Below are 20,052 nucleotides of genomic sequence, written 5' to 3'. Positions count from 1 at the left end.
CTGCGCGCCCGGCGTTTCACGGCGCTCCCGGCCTGCCGGCGGCGTCAGTCTTTCACAGCGTGCCGGCGCATGCGAGCCGGCACTCGCCACCTTCAGCGAGTCGCGAACATGGCTGTCAACTTCCCCTCGATCGATCCCGCCGCGCTTCATCCGGTCACTGGCGTCACGCTAGGCTGGGCCGAAGCGAATATCCGCAAGCCGAATCGCAAGGACGTGCTCGTGATTCGCGTCGATGAAGGCGCGACGGTCGCGGGCGTGTTCACGCAGAACCGCTTCTGCGCGGCGCCCGTGACGGTGTGTCGCGAGCATCTGGACGCGGTGCGCGCGGGCGGCAAGGGCATTCGCGCGCTGGTGGTGAACACGGGCAACGCGAACGCGGGCACGGGGGAGCCCGGCATGGCGCACGCACGCGAGACCTGCGCGGAGCTCGCCCGTCTGGCGGGCGTCGAACCGCAGCAGATTCTGCCGTTCTCGACCGGCGTGATTCTGGAGCCGCTGCCGATCGATCGTCTGAAAGCGGGGCTGCCCGCCGCGCTCGCCAATCAACAGGCCGCGCACTGGTTCGATGCCGCGCAAGCCATCATGACCACCGACACGCTGCCGAAAGCCGCGTCGCGTCAGGTGCAGATCGACGGCCATACGGTGACGCTGTCGGGCATCAGCAAGGGCGCGGGCATGATCAAGCCGAACATGGCGACGATGCTCGGCTTTCTCGCGTTCGATGCCGCGGTCGCGCAGCCGGTCCTCGATGAGCTGGTGAAGCACGTGGCGGATCGCTCGTTCAACTGCATCACCATCGACGGCGATACGTCCACCAACGATTCGTTCATCCTGATCGCGTCGGGCAAGTCGAGCCTGCCCGCCATCACGTCCACGGATTCGCCCGCGTACGCCGCGTTGCGCGACGCGGTCACGTCCGTGGCGCAGGAACTCGCGCAGTTGATCGTGCGCGACGGCGAGGGCGCGACCAAGCTCATGACCATCACGGTCGAAGGCGGCAAGGACGTCGCGGAGTGCCGCCAGATTGCCTATGCAATCGGTCATTCGCCGCTCGTGAAGACGGCGTTTTACGCGTCGGACCCGAATCTCGGCCGCATTCTTGCCGCCATCGGCTATGCGGGCGTGACCGATCTGGACGTCGGCAAGATCGACCTGTATCTCGACGACGTGCTCGTCGCGAAGGCGGGCGGACGCAACCCCGACTACCGCGAAGAAGACGGCCAGCGCGTGATGAAAAAGAGCGAGATCGCCATTCGTGTGTTGCTTGGCCGCGGCCAGCAGCAGGCGACGATCTGGACCTGCGACCTCTCGCACGACTACGTGAGCATCAACGCGGATTACCGCTCGTAACGCGCGCCCGATCGGCGCGCACAGAAATGGACATGGACAAACTCGAACAATTTCTCACGCGCGCGGAGGCGGTTCTGGCGCGCATCGAAGGCATGCTGCCGCCCGCCGCGCCGGAAATCGACTGGGAATCGGCTGTGGCGTTTCGCTGGCGCAAGCGGCAAGGTCGCGGCTTTTTGCAGCCGGTGCCGGCCATCTCGCAGATTGCGCTCGGCGACCTGCAAAACATCGACCGTCAGAAGGCGCTCATCGAGCAGAACACGCGGCAGTTCGTCAACAAGCTGCCGGCCAACAACGTGCTGCTCACGGGCGCGCGCGGCACGGGCAAGTCGTCGCTCATCAAGGCGTGCCTCAATGCGTACGCGAAGGACGGCCTGCGCCTGATCGAAGTCGACAAGGACGATCTGCATGATCTCGGCGATATCGTCGATCTCATCTCGACGCGGCCCGAGCGTTTCATCGTGTTTTGCGACGATCTCTCGTTCGAAGAAGGCGAGTCCGGCTACAAGGCGCTGAAAGTGGCGCTGGACGGCTCGGTCGCGGCGCAGTCGGAAAACGTGCTGATCTACGCGACCTCGAACCGCCGGCATCTGCTGCCGGAGTACATGAGCGACAACGAGACCTACAAGCACACGCCCGATGGCGAGATTCACCCCGGCGAAGTGGTCGAGGAGAAGATTTCGCTGTCCGAACGCTTCGGGCTGTGGGTCAGCTTCTATCCGTTCAAACAGGACGACTATCTGTCGATCGTCGGGCACTGGCTGAAGCATTTCGGCTGCGACGCGAGCGAGATCGAAGCTGCTCGCGGCGATGCGCTCGTCTGGGCGCTGGAGCGTGGATCGCGCTCGGGCCGCGTGGCGTGGCAGTTCGCGCGGGACTGGTCGGGCCGCAAGCAATGAGCGGGGCGTCGGACGTTGTGAACGCTTCGGGTGATCTCGCTCCCGATGGCCGCAAGGTGACCGAAGTGGCCGTCGGCGTGATGGTGCAGCCGGACGGCCGTTATCTGCTCGCGCAGCGCCCCGAAGGCAAGCCGTACGAGGGCTACTGGGAATTCCCGGGCGGCAAGCTGGAGCCGGGCGAAAGCGTCGAAGCGGCGCTCGGGCGCGAATTGCACGAAGAGCTCGGCATCGACGTGACCGCGTGCGAGCTGTGGCGCACGCTCGAGCACGACTATCCGCACGCGTACGTGCGGCTTTTCTTCTGCAAGGTGATGGAGTGGACCGGCACGCCGCTCGGCCGCGAAGGGCAGGCTATCGCGTGGCAGACGCTGCCCGTGGAAGTCGGGCCGCTGTTGCCCGCCGCGATTCCGGTGCTGGAATGGCTCGCGGCGGAAGCGCAGCCATAGTGCGCGTTAGTTGAGGCCGCCGTGCGAGTCGTCGTCCGGCGGCGTTTCCTGGGAGTTACCGGAGATACGGTACTTTTCGGTCGCCCAGGCGCCCAGATCGATTTGCTTGCATCGCTCGGAGCAGAACGGACGAAAGCGGTTTTCCGGGACCCAGCGCACTTCCTTCGCGCAGGTCGGGCATTTGACGACAGTGGTCATGACGGTGAGACGTTTTGGATTGAGCCAGCGTTGATCGACATTCGATCATATAAGGCCGAAGCGCGTGGTTCAAAGACTGCAAAGCGTCAGATGAAAGGGCACGTCGACATCGACGGCGCGCGGTTTCAGGTCGCCGTCCTGCACGGTGAAGCGCACCCAGAGCATGTATTTGTTCGCGCTCGCCTCGGGAATGACGCGCACTTCCGGCGACACGCGCACCTGCATCAACTGATACGTACGCCCGGAAAGCATCTGCTGATAGCTGCCCTGCATGGCCATGACCTTCGACGCCTGACCGGATTCCCGCGCGAGCCGCAGCACGATAGCGGCGGCGTCGCGTAGCGCGAGCATCGGCATGACCCATTTGGCGATGTCCTGACGGCGATCTTCGACGGGCAACTGCTGCCACGCATAATACGACGGCAGATCGAACTTGCAGGTTCCACCGGGAATGATCGTGCGGCTGCGAATGCTCGCGAGCCATTCGTTGTCGGCCAGATGCTGCCCCGTCTTGCCGTGCATGTCGGTGAGCCCGGCAAGCGTCTGCTCGATCTCGCCGAGCACGGCTTCCAGCGCTTCCTGTTCGATGCCCGGATTGCCGCGAAACGGCGCCAGCGTCTGCCGCTGCCGTTCCAGTTCCTTCATCAGATCGGCTTTGAGGTCCGTACGGCCCGCGACTTCCGCGATCTCGAACAGCGTGGTGAGCGCAACGTGATGTTCCCGGGGATCTTCCTGCGTGAGGAAGAACGTGAAGCGCTCGAACAAGTCTTCGAGACGCAGCAGCGTCCGAATCCGCTCGTTGAAGGGATACTCGTAAAGAATCAAGCGCTCGCCTCGGCGTGGGTCGGTTGCTTCCATGAGCGGAAGTCAGGACATTCTAATGCCGCATCTTTACCCTAGCAAATCCGCTCACATTTACGGCGCTTTTGACGCGGTTCGCGGCAATAAATGGAACTTTTCCTGATGTTTCAGGCAAGCAATGCGCTGCTCACGGCTCGGTCCGCGCTGCGAGTTCGAGATATCGCCCGTGCAGCGCCTCGACGTCATGCGCCAGCGATTCGAGCGTGGCTGATTCGTCGTTGACCACGATGTCGTCTGCTGCGGCGAGGCGGGCTTCGCGCGCTGCCTGCTTTGCGATGATCGCCAGCACCTGCTCGCGGGAAAAGCCGTTGCGCCGCATGACGCGCGCGATCTGCGTCTCGACCGGGCAATCGACGACGAGCACCCGCGATACCCGCGACGCCCAGTTGCCCGACTCGACGAGCAGCGGCACCACGACGATGTGGTACGCGCCGCCGGCGGCCGCCCGCTGCCGCTCCGTTTCCGCGCGGATCAGCGGATGAAGGATGGCTTCGAGACGCGCGCGCGCGGTGTCATCGGAGAACACCAGCTCGCGCATCTTCGCGCGATCCAGCGAGCCGTCCGGCGCGACATACGCGCTGCCGAATTCGCTCGCGATCAGCGGCATCGCGACGCCGCCCGGCGCGCTCACCTGATGCGCGATGAGATCCGTATCGACTAGCGGCACGCCGCGCGCCGCGAAGAGGTCGGCGACCGTGCTCTTGCCGCTGCCGATGCCGCCCGTCAAGCCGATGCTGAACATCCGTTGCTCCCTTCGCTCATCCGAACAGTGAATAAAGCGGCGTCCCGATAAAAAGCGTGATCGCGCCGCCCGCCGCGAGAAACGGGCCGAACGGCAAGGGCTCCTCGAAGCGCATGCGTCCGCGCCATGTCGAGAGGATACCGAACAGCGCGCCCGCCACCGCCGAAATCAGCAGCACCTGCGCGAGCGCCGCCCAGCCGAGCCACGCTCCGATGGCCGCCAGCAGCTTGAAATCGCCGTAGCCCATGCCTTCCACGCCGCGCGCCAGTTTGAAGAGCCAGTACACGCACCAGAGAAACAGATAGCCCGCGATCGCGCCGATCACGCCGTCATGCAGCGTCGCAAAGCCGCCATCGCCGAAATTGACGATCAGCCCCGCCCACAGCAGCGGCAACGTGAGCACGTCGGGGAGGTAGCGCGTGTCGTAGTCGATCAGGCCCGCAGCCAACAGCGTTGCGCACAGGCCGAATGCGGCGAGCGCGGGCCAGTCCGGGCCGAACGCATAGAGCGAGAGCGCAGCGAAGGCGCCGGTCACCAGTTCGATCAGCGGATAGCGCGGACTCACGCGCGCGCCGCACGCGGAACAGCGCCCGCGAAGCGCGAGATAGCTGATGACCGGAATGTTCTCCCACGCGCGCAGGACGTGACCGCAATGCGGGCAGGCGCTGCGTGGAACGGCAAGATTGAACCGCGCCGGATAGCCGTCCGACGGTGGCTTCGGCGCATCGGGCAGCGCCGCGTCGAGTTCCGCACGCCACGCGCGTTCGAGCATGACCGGCAGGCGATGCACGACCACGCTCAGAAAGCTCCCGACGATCAGCCCGAACACGATCGCGAACGCGTATTGCGCGGCCACCGGCAACGCGGCGAACGTTGCCAGATATGGGCTCGCGTGATGCGCGGCGGACGTAGTGATCGGAGGCTGCATGGTCGTGGTGCGATGTCTTTGGCCCGCGATGCTACACCACGTTGCCGAGCTGAATGATGGGAAGATACATGGCGATGACGAGTCCGCCGACGAGCGCGCCCAACACCGCGATGACGAGCGGCTCGCACAGGCTCGCGAACGCGCCGATGCGCTCGTCCACCTGACGATCCGCGAGCGCAGCGAGATCGAGCAGCATGGAGTCGAGCGAGCCGGATTCTTCCGCGACGGCGATCGGCTGCACGACGTCTTGCGGAAAGCAGCCGAGCGCGCGCATCGCGGCGGCGAGTCGCTCGCCGTTGCGCAAGCGCGACGCGATCTCGACGGTGGCGCTATCGAACACCGGACTCCCGGTGGCCTGCGAGAGCGAATCGAACGCGTCGGAAAGCGGCGTGCCGGCCGCGAGCAGCGTGCCGAGCGCGCGGCTCCAGCGCGCGACGGCCAGTGACCGTAGCAAGGGACCGGCAATCGGCAACTTCAGTGCGATGCGGTCGGCCGTCTCGCGGGCGTGGGCCGATCGCTTGAGCCAGCGAGCCGCGACGAGCGTCATGCACGCGCATACCGCGATGAACGGCACGCCGTGTCGCGCGACCCCATCGGACAACGCGAGCACGAAGCGCGTCGGTGCGGGCAGCGCGGCGCCGAAGCCGTCGAAGATCGTCTTGAAAGTCGGCACGACGCCGATCAGCAGCCCTGCCGTGATCGCGAGCGACAGCAGCAGCACCATGACCGGATAGGCGAGCGCGGCGCGCAGCTTCGTGCGCTGGGCGCTGGCCCGCTCGCGATCGTCGGCCAGACGCGCGAGCACCGCAGGCAGCGCACCGGCTACTTCTCCGACGGCGACGAGTTGACAGTACAACGCGCCGAACGCCGGATGACGCGCGAGCGCCGCCGAGAACGGCACGCCGCGCGTGATGTCGCGCGCCAACGAACGGACGATGCGCGGCAAACCGCCGCGCCCGCCCGCGTTGCCGAGCAGTTCCAGCGCGCTCGCGAGCGGCAACCCGGCGCGAAGCAACCCGGCGAGTTGGCGCGTGAACACGCCGACTTCCGCCGACGATGCCTTCGGCGGCGGCGCTGCGCCCAACGCGTCGAGTTCCAGCACGGTCACGCCTTCCCGCCGCAACGAGGCGCGCGCCGAAGCGGAATCCGCCGCGATCAGCTTGCCGCGTTTGAACGCGCCTTGCCCGTCGATGCCGCGCCACGCGTAGCGCATCTCGCGCATCTCGCGCATCTCGGATAAGTCGGCGGCCATCACGCGATCTCCGTCGCGTCGGCGGCTTCCGCGACGCTCGTCACGCCTTCGCGCACGCGTGCGAAAGCGGCGTCGCGCAGGGCGGGCATGCCTTCGGATTGCGCAAGCCGCGCAACCGCGTGCGTCGCCGCGCGGCCGACGATCAACTCGCGGATACCATCCGACACCGGCATCAACTGATGCACACCGACGCGCCCGCGATATCCGATGCCGTGACACGCCGGGCAGCCGCGCGGCTCGAACGGACGAAAGCCGTCTGGAAGCGTCAGCGCGGACGGCGCGCGGCACGCGTCGCAGAGCTTGCGCACCAGCCGTTGCGCCGTCACCAGCCGCAACGCCGACGCGAGGTTGTACGGCGCGACGCCGATGTCGATCAGGCGCGCGATGGCGGCGGGCGCGTCGTTGGTGTGGAGCGTGGAGAGAACGAGGTGGCCGGTCTGCGCGGCTTTTACGGCGACGTCGGCGGTTTCGGCATCGCGAATCTCGCCGACCATGATGACGTCCGGGTCCTGCCGCATGAACGCACGCAGCGCGACGGCGAAAGTAAGCCCCGCCTTTTCGCGCACGCTGACCTGATTGATGCCCGCAAGCTGGATCTCGGCAGGATCTTCCACGGCGCAGATGTTGCGCGCTTCGGCGTTGAGCATCTGAAGGAAACAGTACAGCGACAGCGTCTTGCCGCTGCCGGTCGGACCCGTGACGAGCACGAGGCCATGTGGCGCGCGAATGGCGGATTCGACGACGCCGCTTTGCTCGTCGCTGAGGCCGAGCGCGCCGAGCGACAGGTCTCGCGGCAAGGCATCGAGCCGGCGCAGGACCAGCTTCTCGCCGAACAGCGTCGGCAGTGAACTCACGCGATAGTCGCCGGTCTGGCCGCCCGGCAAGGCGAGCCGCAGACGTCCGTCCTGCGGCACGCGACGCTCCGCGATATCCATGCGCGCGAGTACTTTGATTCGCGTGACGAAGGCATCGCGCAAATGCGGCGGCGGACGGCGCAAGACGTGCAGCGCGCCATCGACGCGCAGCCGAATGCGCCATTCGTGCTCGGATGGCTCGACGTGGATGTCCGACGCGCCGCGCTCGGCGGCTTCGCGCAAGGTGTCGGCGAGCAGCGAAACGGCGGGCGAGTGCCCGTCGGACGTTGTTTCGAAGGTGGAGTCGGCCGGGCGTGGGAACGCGGCGGAAGGAACGGAAGTCATCGGCGGTAGCGGATCGGGGGTCGGGATCGGAACGAGATGACCGATCATCCCGCCGTCCCGCGTGCCCGGCTACTCGTCCGAATGGCTAACGCAATGCGCGCTTCGTCGGCGGGGCCGGACGAAAGATCTTGACCGTGCGAACCGCCTGATCGTCGCTGCGCATGACTTCCAGATACACGCCGCCGATTCGCATCGCCACGTCGCCGTCCGGAATGTCTTCGAGCGTTTCGAGGATCAGGCCGTTGAGCGTCTTAGGACCGTCCGTCGGCAGCGTCAGCTTGAGCCAGCGGTTCAGTTCGCGCAGCGGCATGCTGCCCGGCACGATGCACTCGCCGTTCTCGTCCCAGCCGCGCGAGCCCGCGCCGCGCGGAATCGTCGACGTGAATTCGCCGATCAGTTCCTCGATGATGTCTTCCGGCGTGACGAGCCCTTGCAGCTCGCCGTATTCGTCGACGACGATCGCGATGCGGTGACCGCTCTCCTGGAAGTACTGCAACTGTTGGAAGACAGGCGTGCCGGCCGGCACAAAATAAGGCTCGGTCAGCAGTTCGCGCAGCGTGTCGCGCTCGAGTTCCTGGTTATGCAGCGCCGACAGCGTCTTGCGCACATGAAGGACGCCGAGCACGCGGTCGATATCGCCCTGATAAACGACGAGCTTGTTGTGATAGCACGTCTCGAGCTGATGCAGGATGTCGTCGAATGGCGCGTCGAAGTCCAGCGCCTCGATCCGGCGGCGCGGGATCATTACGTCATCGACGGAGATGTTTTCCAGATCGAACAGATTGAGCAGGATGCTGCGGTGCTTGGTCGGCATGAAGCTGCCGGTTTCCAGCACGATGGTGCGCAGTTCTTCGGGCGACAGACGCTGATCGCGGTTGCCCTTCAGGTTGATATGCAGCGCGGCGAGAATCGCGTTGGCGAAAAGGTTGACGAACCACACGAGCGGCCGCGCGATGCGCATGAGCGGCGCGAGCACGAGACTCGCCGGCAACGCGACCTTTTCGGGATACGTCGCGCCCACGATCTTCGGCGCGATTTCCGCGAACACGATGATGAGGAACGCGATCACGCCCGTCGTGACCGAAAGCACGACGTTGTCGTGCCCGAACGTGCGCAGCGCGATGGAGGTGGTCAGGACCGGGATGATCGTGTTGATCAGATTGTTGCCGATCAGGATGACCGAAAGCAGCTGATCCGTCTTGGCGAGCAAACCTTGCGTCGTCCGCGCGCCCAACGAGCCTTGGGTAGCCAGGAACTTCAGCCGATGGCGATTGAGCGCCATCATCGACGTTTCAGAGATGGAGAAAAAACCGGAAAGGAACAGCAGCAGAAAAATGGCGCAGATTTGCGCCCATAAGGGAAGGTTGTCCACGCGGTGATCGAGTAGGGGCGGTGATGGATGGACTATAGCAGACGGCTTTCCCGGGCCGCCGGGGCCCGCCCGCTGGGGCTCGCCCGCGGAGCATCGGCCGAAAAAGAAAAAACCCGCATGGCGAACCATGCGGGTTTTTGCAATTCTGGTCGGGGTGAGAGGATTCGAACCTCCGGCCTCTACGTCCCGAACGTAGCGCTCTACCAGGCTAAGCTACACCCCGAATTCGTTACTTGGACGCTTCCGGCTTGAAAGTCTCTTTCAAGACTGCCTCGACGTCGAGTAAGAGCATAATTCTAGCAGGCTCTCTTTGTAAATGGAAGCGGGGAATGCAGAAATCGCGTTCGCCGCTGCCTGCGCCTCTTTGCGCGCGCATTCGAGCGTATGGTCCAGCGCGCCCGAAGTCGTGATGGCGTGGAAAATCGTGTCGAAGCGATCCGTGCCGCCGTGCTCGATCGCCTCGCGCGCGAGCGCCGCCTGTTCCGCCGTGCCGTGCTCCATCAAGTAGATGAGCGGGAGAGTGGGCTTGCCTTCGCGCAGATCGTCGCCGGCGTTTTTGCCCATGGATTCGGGCGTGCCGGTGTAGTCGAGCCAGTCGTCCATGATCTGGAACGCCGTGCCGATGCGTCGGCCGAACTCCGCCGCCGCCGCTTCCGTGCGCGCGTCGGAACCTGAAAGCACCGCGCCCAGTTGCGCCGCCGCCTCGAAGAGCTTCGCGGTCTTGTAGCGGATGACCTGCATGTAGCGCGCTTCGTCCACATCCGGGTCGTGCATGTTGAGGAGCTGCAGCACTTCGCCTTCGGAGATAATGTTGGTCGCGACCGACAGAATCTCCATCACGCGCATCTTGCCGACGCTCACCATCATCTCGAACGAGCGCGAGTAGAGGAAATCGCCGACGAGCACGCTCGCCGCGTTGCCGAATAGCGCATTGGCCGTCTTGCGGCCGCGGCGCAGGTCGGATTCGTCGACGACGTCGTCGTGCAGAAGCGTGGCCGTGTGAATGAACTCGACCACGGCGGCCAGTTCGTGGCGATGCCCGGTCGTATCGCCCAGCGCGCCCGCCACGAGCAGCAAGAGCGCCGGGCGCAGCCGCTTGCCGCCCGCGCCGATGATGTACTCGGAAATCTGGTTGATGAGCATCACTTCTGATGCCAGGCGCTGCCGGATGACGCGATTGACCTGCTGCATGTCCTCGGCGATCGGGGCAAGCAGTGCGGCGGCGTCGGGGGAGGAAGTGGCGGTGGACGACATGATCGGCAAATGAGGTAATGCGGCGGATTATAAGGCGAATCGGACCCGCGACGAATCACCGGGCGCTTTGGGGCTTGATTCACGGGGCGCTTTGCGGTGGCGATGACGCACGGCGGGCTGCCAAAGCCGCTTGCGCGAAATGTCAATGCCTTTTGACGCGGCGTCTAAGCCTATGTATAATCTCGTGTTTTCCCCGCGCGGTGCGTGGAAAAACGAATTCTGAGTGAGGTTCTCAATGTACGCGGTCATAAAAACCGGCGGCAAGCAGTACAAAGTTGCCGTTGGCGAAAAATTGAAAGTAGAACAGATACCGGCAGACATTGACGCTGAAATCACGCTCGACCAGGTTCTCGCAGTAGGCGAAGGCGAATCGATTCAGTTCGGTACGCCGCTGGTCAGTGGGGCTTCCGTCAAGGCTACCGTCGTGTCGCAAGGTCGTCACAAGAAAGTGACGATCTTCAAGATGCGTCGCCGGAAGCACTACCAAAAGCACGCTGGCCATCGCCAGAACTACACCGAACTGCGCATCGACGCGATCAACGCTTAAGCGTCGCGCAACGGTCAAGGAGCTATAGCAAATGGCACACAAAAAAGCAGGCGGGTCTTCCCGCAACGGCCGCGATTCGGAATCGAAGCGCCTCGGCGTGAAGGTTTACGGCGGCCAGGCAATCAATGCAGGCGGCATCATCGTTCGCCAGCGCGGCACGCGCATGCACCCGGGTGAAAACGTCGGCATCGGCAAGGATCACACCTTGTTCGCGCTGACGGACGGCCACGTCCAGTTCACGACGAAGGGCGCAGCGAAGAAGCACACGGTCGTCGTCGTCCCGGCAGCAGCGTAAGGTTCACTGCACGGGCTTCAGGACCGCAAAAAAGGCCCCGCGAAGTTCGCGGGGCCTTTTTCATTGGCGCGCCGGAAAAAGCGGCGCCCACAGAATCGAAGCATATGAGTGCCCGGCACGCGCCGGTCACGGCAAAATAGCGTGTCGACTGAGCGAGTTCCAACTCGCGGCAGTCATCGCACGGAAACACGGGACGGAGCAACGCATGAAGTTCATTGACGAAGCGAGGATCGAAGTCATCGCCGGCGACGGGGGAGATGGCAGCGCGTCGATGCGCCGCGAAAAGTTCGTCCCCTTCGGCGGGCCGGACGGCGGCGACGGCGGCCGCGGCGGCAGCGTCTACGCGGTCGCGGACCGCAACATCAACACACTGATCGACTACCGGTTCGCGAAGAAGCACCAGGCGCGCAACGGCGAAAACGGGCGCGGTTCGGACTGCTACGGCAAAGGCGGCGACGACATCACGCTGCGCATGCCGGTCGGCACCATCATTTCGGACCAGGAAACGGGCGAGATCATCGCCGACCTGACCGAGCACAATCAACAAGTGCTGATCGCGCAAGGCGGCGCGGGCGGTCTCGGCAACCTGCACTTCAAATCGAGCACGAACCGCGCGCCGCGTCAGAAGACCGACGGCAAGCCGGGCGAGCGCCGCATGCTCAAGCTCGAACTGAAGGTGCTCGCGGATGTCGGCCTGCTCGGCATGCCGAACGCGGGAAAGTCGACGTTCATCGCGTCCGTTTCGAACGCGCGGCCGAAGATTGCCGACTATCCGTTCACGACGCTCGCGCCGAATCTCGGCGTCGTGCGCGTCGGGCCGAGCAAGAGCTTCGTGATCGCGGACATTCCGGGGCTGATCGAAGGCGCGGCGGAAGGCGCGGGCCTCGGTCACCGCTTCCTGCGCCATTTGCAGCGCACGGGCGTCTTGCTGCACCTCGTGGACCTCGCTCCGTTCGATGAAAACGTCGATCCGGTCGCGGAAGCGAAGGCGATCGTCAACGAACTGCGCAAGTACGACGAGTCGCTTTATGAGAAACCGCGCTGGCTCGTGCTGAACAAGCTCGACATGGTGCCGGAAGACGAGCGCGCGTCGCGCGTGAAGGACTTCCTCGACCGCTTCGAGTGGGACGGCCCGGTGTACGAAATTTCGGCGCTGACCGGCCAAGGCTGCGAGGCGCTGGTGTACGCCATCTACGACTACATCTCGGCGCATTCGGACGCGTCGCGTGCGGCGGAAGCGGAAGATCTCGCGGCCGACGTGCGTTTTCGCGATGACATCGCCGGGAATAAAGCGGACGACGAAGACAGATAACCGAGGAGAGAAGCGCACGATGCGTTCGGTCATTGCCGCTGCGAAGCGAATCGTAGTGAAAGTGGGGTCCAGCCTCGTCACCAACGACGGGCGCGGACTGGATCACGCGGCCATTGCCCGGTGGGCGGCGCAGATCGCGGCGCTGCGCGAACAGGGCAAGGAAGTCGTGCTCGTGAGCTCGGGCGCGATTGCAGAAGGCATTCACCGGCTCGGCTGGACCAAGCGCCCGAGCGAAATCGACGAATTGCAGGCCGCCGCCGCCGTCGGGCAAATGGGCCTCGCGCAAGTCTACGAGAGCAGCTTCGGCGCGCACGGCATCCGCACCGCGCAGATTCTGCTCACGCACGCCGACCTCGCCGACCGCGAGCGTTATCTCAACGCGCGCTCCACGCTGCTCACGCTGCTGCGTCTGGGCGCGGTGCCGGTCATCAACGAGAACGACACCGTCATCACCGACGAGATCAAGTTCGGCGACAACGACACGCTCGGCGCGCTCGTCGCCAATCTGATCGAAGGCGACGCGCTCGTCATTCTCACGGATCAGCGCGGGCTTTTTACCGCCGATCCGCGCAAAGATCCGAACGCGACGCTCGTCGAACAGGCCGATGCCGGCACGCCCGAACTCGAAGCAATGGCCGGCGGCGCGGGATCGAGCCTAGGCCGTGGCGGCATGCTGACCAAGATTCTGGCGGCCAAGCGCGCCGCACACAGCGGCGCGAACACGGTGATCGCGAGCGGCCGCGAGGCCGACGTGCTCACGCGCCTCGCGTCGGGCGAACTCATCGGCACGCAGCTTATCGCGCGCACCGCTCGCATGGCTGCGCGCAAGCAGTGGATGGCGGATCACCTGCAGGTGCGCGGGCACGTCGTGATCGACGATGGCGCGGTGCAGAAGCTCACCGCCGACGGCAAGAGCTTGCTGCCGATCGGCGTGGTCGATGTGAAAGGCGCCTTCGGTCGCGGGGAAGTGATCGCGTGCGTCAACGATAACGGGCAAGAAGTTGCGCGCGGCATCACGAATTACAGCAGCGCCGAGGCGCGGCTGATTCATCGGCGGCCGAGCGCGGAGATCGAAGCCGTGCTCGGGTATATGCTGGAGCCGGAACTCATCCATCGCGACAATCTGGTGCTGGTCTGAGGGCGCTCATCCCGCCGAATGAACGAAGCCCGCTGAGCCGAAAGGCCCGCGGGCTTTTTACTGCTACATCGCGAACGCAATCAGCGCAGGTTGATGGAGCGTTGCGTGCGCTCGTACTGAATGTTGTTGACGATCTGCTTCGCGGTGCCGACCGGCAGCTTGCTCGTGCAGAAGTAGTCCTGATACAGCGCTGCCTGATACGCGTTCAGTTCGCCGTTCTCGATGCGCCGGAAGTCGAACGCGACGCCGCGATCCCAGCCGGTGCCGTCTTCGTTGATGCTCGCGTAGCGGCGCCATTCGTACGTGTCGCAGCGAATGCCTTCGTAGTTGACGTTGCGCGCGCCGCTCGGGCTCGTCGCCACGACGACGTAGCGCACGACGCCGTCATCGCCGACCGTGAGCGAGGTCTTGTCGACCGCGAACGTCAGCGGTGTGTTCTGCGAAACATTGAACGGCAGCAGATTCGACGGCTGCGGCAGCGGCGGCAGCGTATCTACTTTGTTCTCCACCCATTCGGTCTTGCGGTCGAGCAGATAGGTGAAGACGCCGTCGTCCTGATTGGACGGGCCCTTGGAACTGGAACAGCCGGCAAGCGCGGCGAGCATGGCGACGAGTACCGCGGATGAGACGATGACTTTCAATTCGATGTTCCCGAATAACGAATGCGCGGACGGCGAATGCCCGGCGCAGCGAGCAGTGCTCGCCGCGCCGGGCTATGAAACGTGCCGAGTGTCAGATTGAACGAAGAATCGCCGCGCTCGACGCCAGGACCGAACGCGAAGTCAGTCGCACGATGAACGCCGCGCGATGATCTGCACTTCTTCGCTGACCGTACATTCTGCCTGAACCGCGGCGCCCGCGGCGGTTACGGCAGGTGTCTCGATCGTCATGGTCTGAATGACGCGCGGGTAACGCGGCCCATGATGCGCGGCGCGCTCACCGCGTTCGCCACGAGTATTGGTTCGCCGCAAGAAGCGGGAAAGCTCGGTGAGAGCCAGTTGATAAACGTCGCGCTTGAACTCGATCACCGCGTCGAGCGGCACCCAGTATTCGTTCCAGCGCCAAGCATCGAATTCCGGATGGTCCGTCGCGCGCAGGCAAATGTCGCAGTCGCGCCCGACCATGCGCAGCAGAAACCAGATCTGTTTCTGACCGCGATAATGACCGCGCACTTCGCGCTTGATGAACTTATCCGGCACCTCATAACGCAGCCAGTCGCGCGTGCGACCGACAACTTTCACGTGCTCAGGAAGCAGGCCGGTTTCTTCGTGTAACTCCCGATACATTGCTTGCACGGGGGTCTCGCCGTATTTGATACCCCCTTGCGGAAACTGCCAGGAATGTTCACGCAGCCGCTTGCCCCAAAACACTTCGTTGCGCGCGTTCAAGAGGATGATGCCGACGTTCGGGCGAAAGCCTTCACGATCCAGCATACAACCACCTTCGAATCCTTTAAAATTGCTTTGATTATAAACAGATAACGGCCCCGGCGCATCCGTTCCAACCCGTGTCGGAGCCCTAATTTCAGGGCTCGCGGTGCGCCTGCCCGCAAGGAATCTTTGCCAGGCAACCCGGAAGTCGGCAGAATCTTCTTTTCCGGCTTCATGCAGGGCAACCGGCCGCAAGTGGCGCGCGAGCGTTTCATTGCGGCCTCGTGCAGAGCCGTCGACCGTTTCGTCGTTCACCCGTTTCGCCAGCCTTCAACCACATGGTTTCGTGGGCGCGCGCCGCTTTTGGAAAATTTCTGAATGAAAGCAATCCGTTTCTTCATCGGCACCCTGAAGGAAGCTCCCGCCGACGCCGAGATCGTCAGCCACAAGCTGATGATGCGCGCCGGCATGATCCGCCGCGTCGCGGGCGGTATCTACGATTACATGCCGATCGGCCTGCGCTCCATCCGCAAGGTCGAAGCCATCGTGCGTGAAGAGATGAATCGCGCGGGCGCGCTCGAACTGCTGATGCCGGCCGTGCAGCCGGCCGAGTTGTGGCAGGAATCGGGACGCTGGGAGCAGTACGGCCCCGAACTGCTGCGCATCAAGGACCGTCACGAACGCGATTTCGTCGTCGGCCCGACGCACGAGGAAGTGGTCACGGACATCGCGCGGCGCGAGATCAAGAGCTACCGCCAGTTGCCGGTCAACTTCTATCAGATCCAGACGAAGTTCCGCGACGAGATTCGTCCGCGCTTCGGCGTCATGCGCGGCCGCGAGTTCATCATGAAGGACGCTTATTCCTTCGATAAGGACACCGCCGGCCTCGCCGAGTCGTACAAGAAGATGTACGACGCCTACGTGCGCATCTTCACGCGCATCGGGCTGGAGTTCCGCGCGGTCGCGGCGGACAACGGGTCGATTGGCGGCAGCGGATCGCACGAGTTTCACGTCATCGCGGAAACGGGCGAAGACGATATCGCGTACTGCCCGGATTCCGACTTCGCCGCGAACGTGGAAGCGGCCGACGCCTTGCCGCTGATCGCCGAGCGCGCCGCGCCCGCCGAGGAGATGAAGAAGACGCCGACGCCCGGCGCGGCCAAGTGCGAAGCCGTCGCGCAGTTGCTCGACATTCCGCTCGAACGCACGATCAAGTCGATCATTCTCGCGACCGACAACGAAGGCGCCGAGCCGACCATTTGGCTCCTGATGCTGCGCGGCGATCATTCGCTGAACGACATCAAGGTGAGCAAGCTGCCGGGGCTGAAGGGTTACCGCTTTGCGACGGAAGCCGAGATCGTCGAATGGTTCGGCACGCCGCCGGGCTATCTCGGTCCCATCGGCACGAAGAAGCCGGTGCGCGTGATCGCGGATCGCACGGTCGCGAACATGAGCGATTTCGTCGTCGGCTCGAACGAGGTCGACTACCACACGACTGGCGTGAACTGGGGCCGCGATCTGCCGGAACCGGAAGTCGCGGATATCCGCAACGTCGTGGCGGGCGATCCCTCGCCGGACGGCCGTGGCAAGCTCGAAATCTGCCGCGGCATTGAAGTGGGACACGTGTTCCAGCTCGGCACGAAGTACTCGGATTCGATGGGCGCCACGTTCCTCGACGAAGGCGGCAAGCCCGCGCCGATGCAGATGGGCTGCTACGGCATCGGCGTGACGCGCGTGCTGGGCGCGGCTATCGAACAGAATTTCGACGACAAGGGCATCATCTGGCCGGAAGCCATTGCGCCGTTCGAAGTCGTGATCTGCCCGATGGGCTACGACCGCAGCGACGCGGTGCGCGAGCAGGCCGACAAACTGTACGCGACGCTGCAGGACGCGGGCATCGACGTGATTCTCGACGATCGCGGCGAGCGCCCCGGCGTGATGTTCGCGGACTGGGAGTTGATCGGCGTGCCGCATCGCATTGTGATCGGCGATCGCGGGCTGAAAGAAGGCAAGCTCGAATATCAGGCGCGTCGCGACACCGAAGCCACGCTGCTGCCGCTGGACGAGGCGGCCGGCGTCGTGACGGCGAAGATTCGGGCCGCGCTCGGGAAGTAAATGCAGTACAACTTCCTGTCGGCGACGATCCTTCTGCTGCTGATCACCGATCCGCTCGGCAACATTCCGATCTTCATCAACGCGCTGCGCGGTGTCGCCACCGAGCGGCGCCGCGTGGTGATCTTGCGCGAAGTGGCGATCGCATTCGGCATTCTGCTCGTCTTCATGCTGGCCGGCGACCGCTTCCTGCGCGCGATGAATCTCACGGATGTGTCGCTGCGCATCGGCGGCGGGATCGTGCTCTTTCTGATCGCGCTTCGGATGATCTTCCCGCATCCGGATGGCCCGATGGGCGGCGACACGCGCGGCGGCGAACCGCTGATCGTGCCGCTCGCGATTCCGGCGCTCGCCGGCCCGTCCGCGCTTGCGACGGTGATGCTGCTAACGTCGCAGGCGCCGGGCAAGATGTTCGAGTGGATCGGCGCGCTCACGGTGACGATGGTCGTCTGCGCCGTCGTGCTGATTCTCGCGGAGAAGATCCAGCAATGGCTAGGCGAGCGCGCGGTCACGGCGTTCGAGCGGCTGATGGGACTGGTGCTCGTCGCGATTTCCGTCGAGATGATTCTCACGGGCATACGCGCGTTCGTGCATCAGTTGTGAAAAAAGCGGCCGAGGCCGCTTTTTCTTTTTCATCGTGCGTGAGCGCTCACGCGCCTTCGGTCAACGCCCGGATAGTCGGCAGATTGCGCCAGTAACCCTTTGCATCCATCCCACAGCCGAACACGTAACGGTCCGGCACTTCGAAGCCGCAGAAATCCGGGCGCAGCGGCTTCGCCTTCGGGATGAGCTTCTCGCACAGCACCGCCGACAGGAATTGCTTCGCGCCCATCGCCATGATGCGGTCGCGAATGGCGGCCATCGTTTCTCCTTCATCGAGGATGTCGTCGAGCACGAGCACCACGCGGTCCTTCACCGATTCGGCCGGCGCCACGCGCCATTGCATCTCGCTGCCGCCCTTAATCGCGTTGCGATAGCGCGTCAAATGGATGTAGTCGAACTCGAGCGGGAAATCGAGGTGCGGCAGCAGCATGCCGGTGAACACGGCCGCGCCGCCCATGACGGAGAGCAGCAACGGGAAGTCGTCCTGCGTCGCGGCCTTGATGTCCGCAGCCATGCGTTTGATCGACGCGTCGACCTGATCGGCACTGACGATCTCTTCGGAGTGGCTGAAAATGTGGAGAGCTTCTTCGCGATTCATAGAGGCAGGCGGGAGAGACGACGACTCAGTGTGGAAAAAACGGCGGCGTGCGCCATATGATAAACCCGCGTTCCTTTCGCGTCGGGCGAACGAAAGCGCGGGTTCCAAGCGGCGCGGATCAGCGCATGCCCGGCATCATGCCTTTCATGCCGCGCATCATCTTCTGCAGGTTGCCGCCTTTGAGCTTCTTCATCATGCCGCGCATCTGCTCGTACTGATTCAGCATGCGGTTGACTTCCTGCACGTGCACGCCCGCGCCCGCGGCGATGCGGCGTTTGCGTGCCGCCTTGATAAGCTCCGGCTTCGCGCGTTCCTGAAGCGTCATCGAATTGATGATGCCTTCCATGCGGCGCATCTGCTTCTCGGCATTGTTCATGTCCGCGCCTTGCGCCGCCTGCTGGAACTGCGCGGGCAGCTTGTCCATCAGAGACGACAGCCCGCCCATCTTCTTCATTTGCGAGAGTTGCGCCTTGAAGTCGTTCAGGTCGAAGTCGCCGCCTTTCTTGACCTTGTCGGCCAGCTTCTGCGCCGCTTGCGTATCGACGCCGCGCTGCGCTTCCTCGACGAGCGCAAGAATGTCGCCCATGCCGAGAATCCGGTTCGCCATGCGATCCGGGTGGAAGACTTCGAGGCCGTCCAGCTTTTCCGCGACGCCGACGAACTTGATCGGCTTGCCGGTGACGTGCCGCACCGAAAGCGCCGCGCCGCCGCGCGAATCGCCGTCGAGCTTCGTGAGCACGACGCCCGTGAGCGGCAGCGCGTCGTTGAACGCCTTCGCGGTGTTCACGGCGTCCTGGCCGAGCATCGCGTCGACGACGAAGAGCGTTTCAGCGGGCTTGAGCAGCGCGTGCAGCTCGCTGATCTCCTTCATCATCGCTTCGTCGATACCGAGGCGACCGGCCGTATCGACGATCACGACATCGTGATAATGACGCTTCGCCCAGTCGATGGCGGCGCGCGCGATGTCCGCCGGCTTCTGGTCGGGCTCGGACGGGAAGAAGTCCGCGCCGACCTGTTCCGTCACCGTTTGCAGTTGGCGGATAGCGGCGGGGCGGTACACGTCGACGGAAACCGTCAACACCTTCTTCTTCTGCTTTTCGCGAAGGAGCTTGGCGAGCTTGCCGGTGGTCGTGGTTTTACCCGCGCCCTGCAAGCCGGCCATGAGGATGACGGCGGGCGGCGTGACGGCGAGATTCAGCTCGGCGGCCTTGCCTTCGTAGTCGCCGCCGATCACGGCGGTCAGCTCGCGCTGCACGACGCCGACGAGCGCCTGACCCGGCGACAGGCTCGAAAGCACTTCTTCGCCGAGCGCCTTTTCCTTCACCTTGGCGATGAACTCGCGCACGACGGGCAGCGCCACGTCGGCTTCGAGCAGCGCGAGGCGCACTTCGCGCAGCATCTCCTGCGTGTTGGCCTCGGTGAGCCGGGCCTCGCCGCGCAGCGTCTTGACGACGCGCGCCATCCGTTGAGTGAGGTTGTCGAGCATGGGAATGTGAGAGTGCGGCCCTGGTTTCCGGCGACGCGCAGGCGGTTTCGCGGCGATGCGCCCTACTTTGGCGCAAGGGGGAAGACGTCGCGG

At 64.3% G+C, this 20,052-nt stretch carries 21 protein-coding genes and 1 tRNA gene; 9 read left to right on the top strand and 13 right to left on the bottom strand.

What is annotated here, in order from left to right; all coding sequences use genetic code 11:
• The first annotated feature begins 108 nt into the window (after window positions 1–108).
• From argJ to LDZ24_RS11510, 3 genes are read left to right on the top strand one after another with little or no spacing between them, the layout of a single operon-like run.
• Window positions 109–1,350: a bifunctional glutamate N-acetyltransferase/amino-acid acetyltransferase ArgJ gene (gene argJ, locus LDZ24_RS11520; protein ID WP_305854662.1), complete on the top strand. Its 1,242-nt coding sequence runs from the start codon at window positions 109–111 to the stop codon at window positions 1,348–1,350.
• A 32-nt stretch (window positions 1,351–1,382) separates the two neighbouring features.
• Window positions 1,383–2,246: an ATP-binding protein gene (locus tag LDZ24_RS11515; protein WP_248320538.1), complete on the top strand. Its 864-nt coding sequence runs from the start codon at window positions 1,383–1,385 to the stop codon at window positions 2,244–2,246.
• Window positions 2,243–2,692, top strand: coding sequence for an NUDIX domain-containing protein (locus LDZ24_RS11510; protein ID WP_256465372.1), 450 nt, complete (start codon window positions 2,243–2,245; stop codon window positions 2,690–2,692). Before LDZ24_RS11515 ends, LDZ24_RS11510 begins: the two co-directional genes overlap by 4 nt.
• Before the next feature lie 6 nt (window positions 2,693–2,698).
• Here LDZ24_RS11510 and LDZ24_RS11505 read toward each other — a convergent pair whose 3' ends face one another.
• From LDZ24_RS11505 to LDZ24_RS11465, 9 genes are all read right to left on the bottom strand, one after another.
• Window positions 2,699–2,890, bottom strand: coding sequence for a DNA gyrase inhibitor YacG (locus LDZ24_RS11505; protein ID WP_175945160.1), 192 nt, complete (start codon window positions 2,888–2,890; stop codon window positions 2,699–2,701).
• Window positions 2,891–2,959: 69 nt separating this feature from the next.
• Window positions 2,960–3,715, bottom strand: a complete 756-nt coding sequence (zapD, locus tag LDZ24_RS11500) for a cell division protein ZapD (protein WP_175945315.1) — start codon at window positions 3,713–3,715, stop codon at window positions 2,960–2,962.
• Window positions 3,716–3,878: 163 nt separating this feature from the next.
• Window positions 3,879–4,493, bottom strand: coding sequence for a dephospho-CoA kinase (gene coaE, locus LDZ24_RS11495; protein WP_248320537.1), 615 nt, complete (start codon window positions 4,491–4,493; stop codon window positions 3,879–3,881).
• A 16-nt stretch (window positions 4,494–4,509) separates the two neighbouring features.
• A complete protein-coding gene (locus LDZ24_RS11490) occupies window positions 4,510–5,421 on the bottom strand; it encodes an A24 family peptidase (protein ID WP_248320536.1) in 912 nt (303 codons plus the stop codon).
• A 31-nt stretch (window positions 5,422–5,452) separates the two neighbouring features.
• Complete coding sequence (locus LDZ24_RS11485; protein WP_248320535.1) at window positions 5,453–6,673, bottom strand: type II secretion system F family protein; 1,221 nt, start codon at window positions 6,671–6,673, stop codon at window positions 5,453–5,455.
• A complete protein-coding gene (locus LDZ24_RS11480) occupies window positions 6,673–7,872 on the bottom strand; it encodes a GspE/PulE family protein (protein WP_248320534.1) in 1,200 nt (399 codons plus the stop codon). The genes LDZ24_RS11485 and LDZ24_RS11480 overlap by 1 nt, the downstream gene beginning before the upstream one ends.
• Window positions 7,873–7,957: 85 nt before the next feature.
• A complete protein-coding gene (locus LDZ24_RS11475; RefSeq protein WP_248320533.1) occupies window positions 7,958–9,244 on the bottom strand; it encodes an HlyC/CorC family transporter in 1,287 nt (428 codons plus the stop codon).
• A 146-nt stretch (window positions 9,245–9,390) separates the two neighbouring features.
• Window positions 9,391–9,467 (bottom strand) — tRNA-Pro (locus tag LDZ24_RS11470).
• A gap of 38 nt (window positions 9,468–9,505) precedes the next feature.
• Entirely contained in the window at window positions 9,506–10,498 is a 993-nt protein-coding gene (locus LDZ24_RS11465; protein ID WP_175945149.1) for a polyprenyl synthetase family protein, read from the bottom strand.
• Between the two features lie 235 nt (window positions 10,499–10,733).
• On the opposite strand from LDZ24_RS11465, the gene rplU reads away from it, so the two are divergent.
• The 4 genes from rplU to proB all read left to right on the top strand — a co-directional run bounded on the left by rplU (window position 10,734) and on the right by proB (window position 13,790).
• The gene (rplU, locus tag LDZ24_RS11460; RefSeq protein WP_008342953.1) at window positions 10,734–11,045 is read left to right on the top strand and encodes a 50S ribosomal protein L21; all 312 of its coding nucleotides are present in this window, start codon (window positions 10,734–10,736) and stop codon (window positions 11,043–11,045) included.
• A 31-nt stretch (window positions 11,046–11,076) separates the two neighbouring features.
• Window positions 11,077–11,340 carry a 50S ribosomal protein L27 gene (gene rpmA / locus LDZ24_RS11455; protein WP_175945147.1) on the top strand — a complete coding sequence of 88 codons (264 nt, stop codon included), beginning with the start codon at window positions 11,077–11,079 and terminating at the stop codon, window positions 11,338–11,340.
• A 205-nt stretch (window positions 11,341–11,545) separates the two neighbouring features.
• Complete coding sequence (gene cgtA, locus LDZ24_RS11450; protein ID WP_248320532.1) at window positions 11,546–12,652, top strand: Obg family GTPase CgtA; 1,107 nt, start codon at window positions 11,546–11,548, stop codon at window positions 12,650–12,652.
• 19 nt (window positions 12,653–12,671) lie between these two features.
• Window positions 12,672–13,790: a glutamate 5-kinase gene (proB, locus tag LDZ24_RS11445; protein WP_248320531.1), complete on the top strand. Its 1,119-nt coding sequence runs from the start codon at window positions 12,672–12,674 to the stop codon at window positions 13,788–13,790.
• Between the two features lie 80 nt (window positions 13,791–13,870).
• Here proB and LDZ24_RS11440 read toward each other — a convergent pair whose 3' ends face one another.
• Together LDZ24_RS11440 and LDZ24_RS11435 are read right to left on the bottom strand one after the other, a co-directional pair.
• Window positions 13,871–14,395, bottom strand: coding sequence for a CNP1-like family protein (locus tag LDZ24_RS11440; RefSeq protein ID WP_248322343.1), 525 nt, complete (start codon window positions 14,393–14,395; stop codon window positions 13,871–13,873).
• 177 nt (window positions 14,396–14,572) lie between these two features.
• Window positions 14,573–15,223, bottom strand: a complete 651-nt coding sequence (locus LDZ24_RS11435) for an RNA pyrophosphohydrolase (RefSeq protein WP_175945142.1) — start codon at window positions 15,221–15,223, stop codon at window positions 14,573–14,575.
• A gap of 315 nt (window positions 15,224–15,538) precedes the next feature.
• Here LDZ24_RS11435 and LDZ24_RS11430 point away from each other — a divergent pair, with 315 nt between their 5' ends.
• Window positions 15,539–17,275 (top strand): proline--tRNA ligase, encoded by a 1,737-nt coding sequence (locus LDZ24_RS11430; protein ID WP_248320530.1) that lies wholly within the window; start codon window positions 15,539–15,541, stop codon window positions 17,273–17,275.
• On the top strand, window positions 17,276–17,875 hold the full coding sequence (locus LDZ24_RS11425; RefSeq protein ID WP_175945138.1) for a MarC family protein: 600 nt from the start codon (window positions 17,276–17,278) through the stop codon (window positions 17,873–17,875). It abuts the gene before it with no gap.
• 46 nt (window positions 17,876–17,921) lie between these two features.
• Here LDZ24_RS11425 and LDZ24_RS11420 read toward each other — a convergent pair whose 3' ends face one another.
• Window positions 17,922–18,473, bottom strand: coding sequence for a hypoxanthine-guanine phosphoribosyltransferase (locus LDZ24_RS11420; protein WP_244847266.1), 552 nt, complete (start codon window positions 18,471–18,473; stop codon window positions 17,922–17,924).
• Between the two features lie 118 nt (window positions 18,474–18,591).
• Entirely contained in the window at window positions 18,592–19,959 is a 1,368-nt protein-coding gene (gene ffh, locus LDZ24_RS11415) for a signal recognition particle protein (protein WP_175945134.1), read from the bottom strand.
• Between the last annotated feature and the right edge of the window lie 93 nt (window positions 19,960–20,052).

Source organism: Caballeronia sp. Sq4a, assembly GCF_023170545.1.
Classification (GTDB): Bacteria; Pseudomonadota; Gammaproteobacteria; order Burkholderiales; family Burkholderiaceae; genus Caballeronia.
This window is presented reverse-complemented; position numbering and strand designations above follow the sequence as displayed.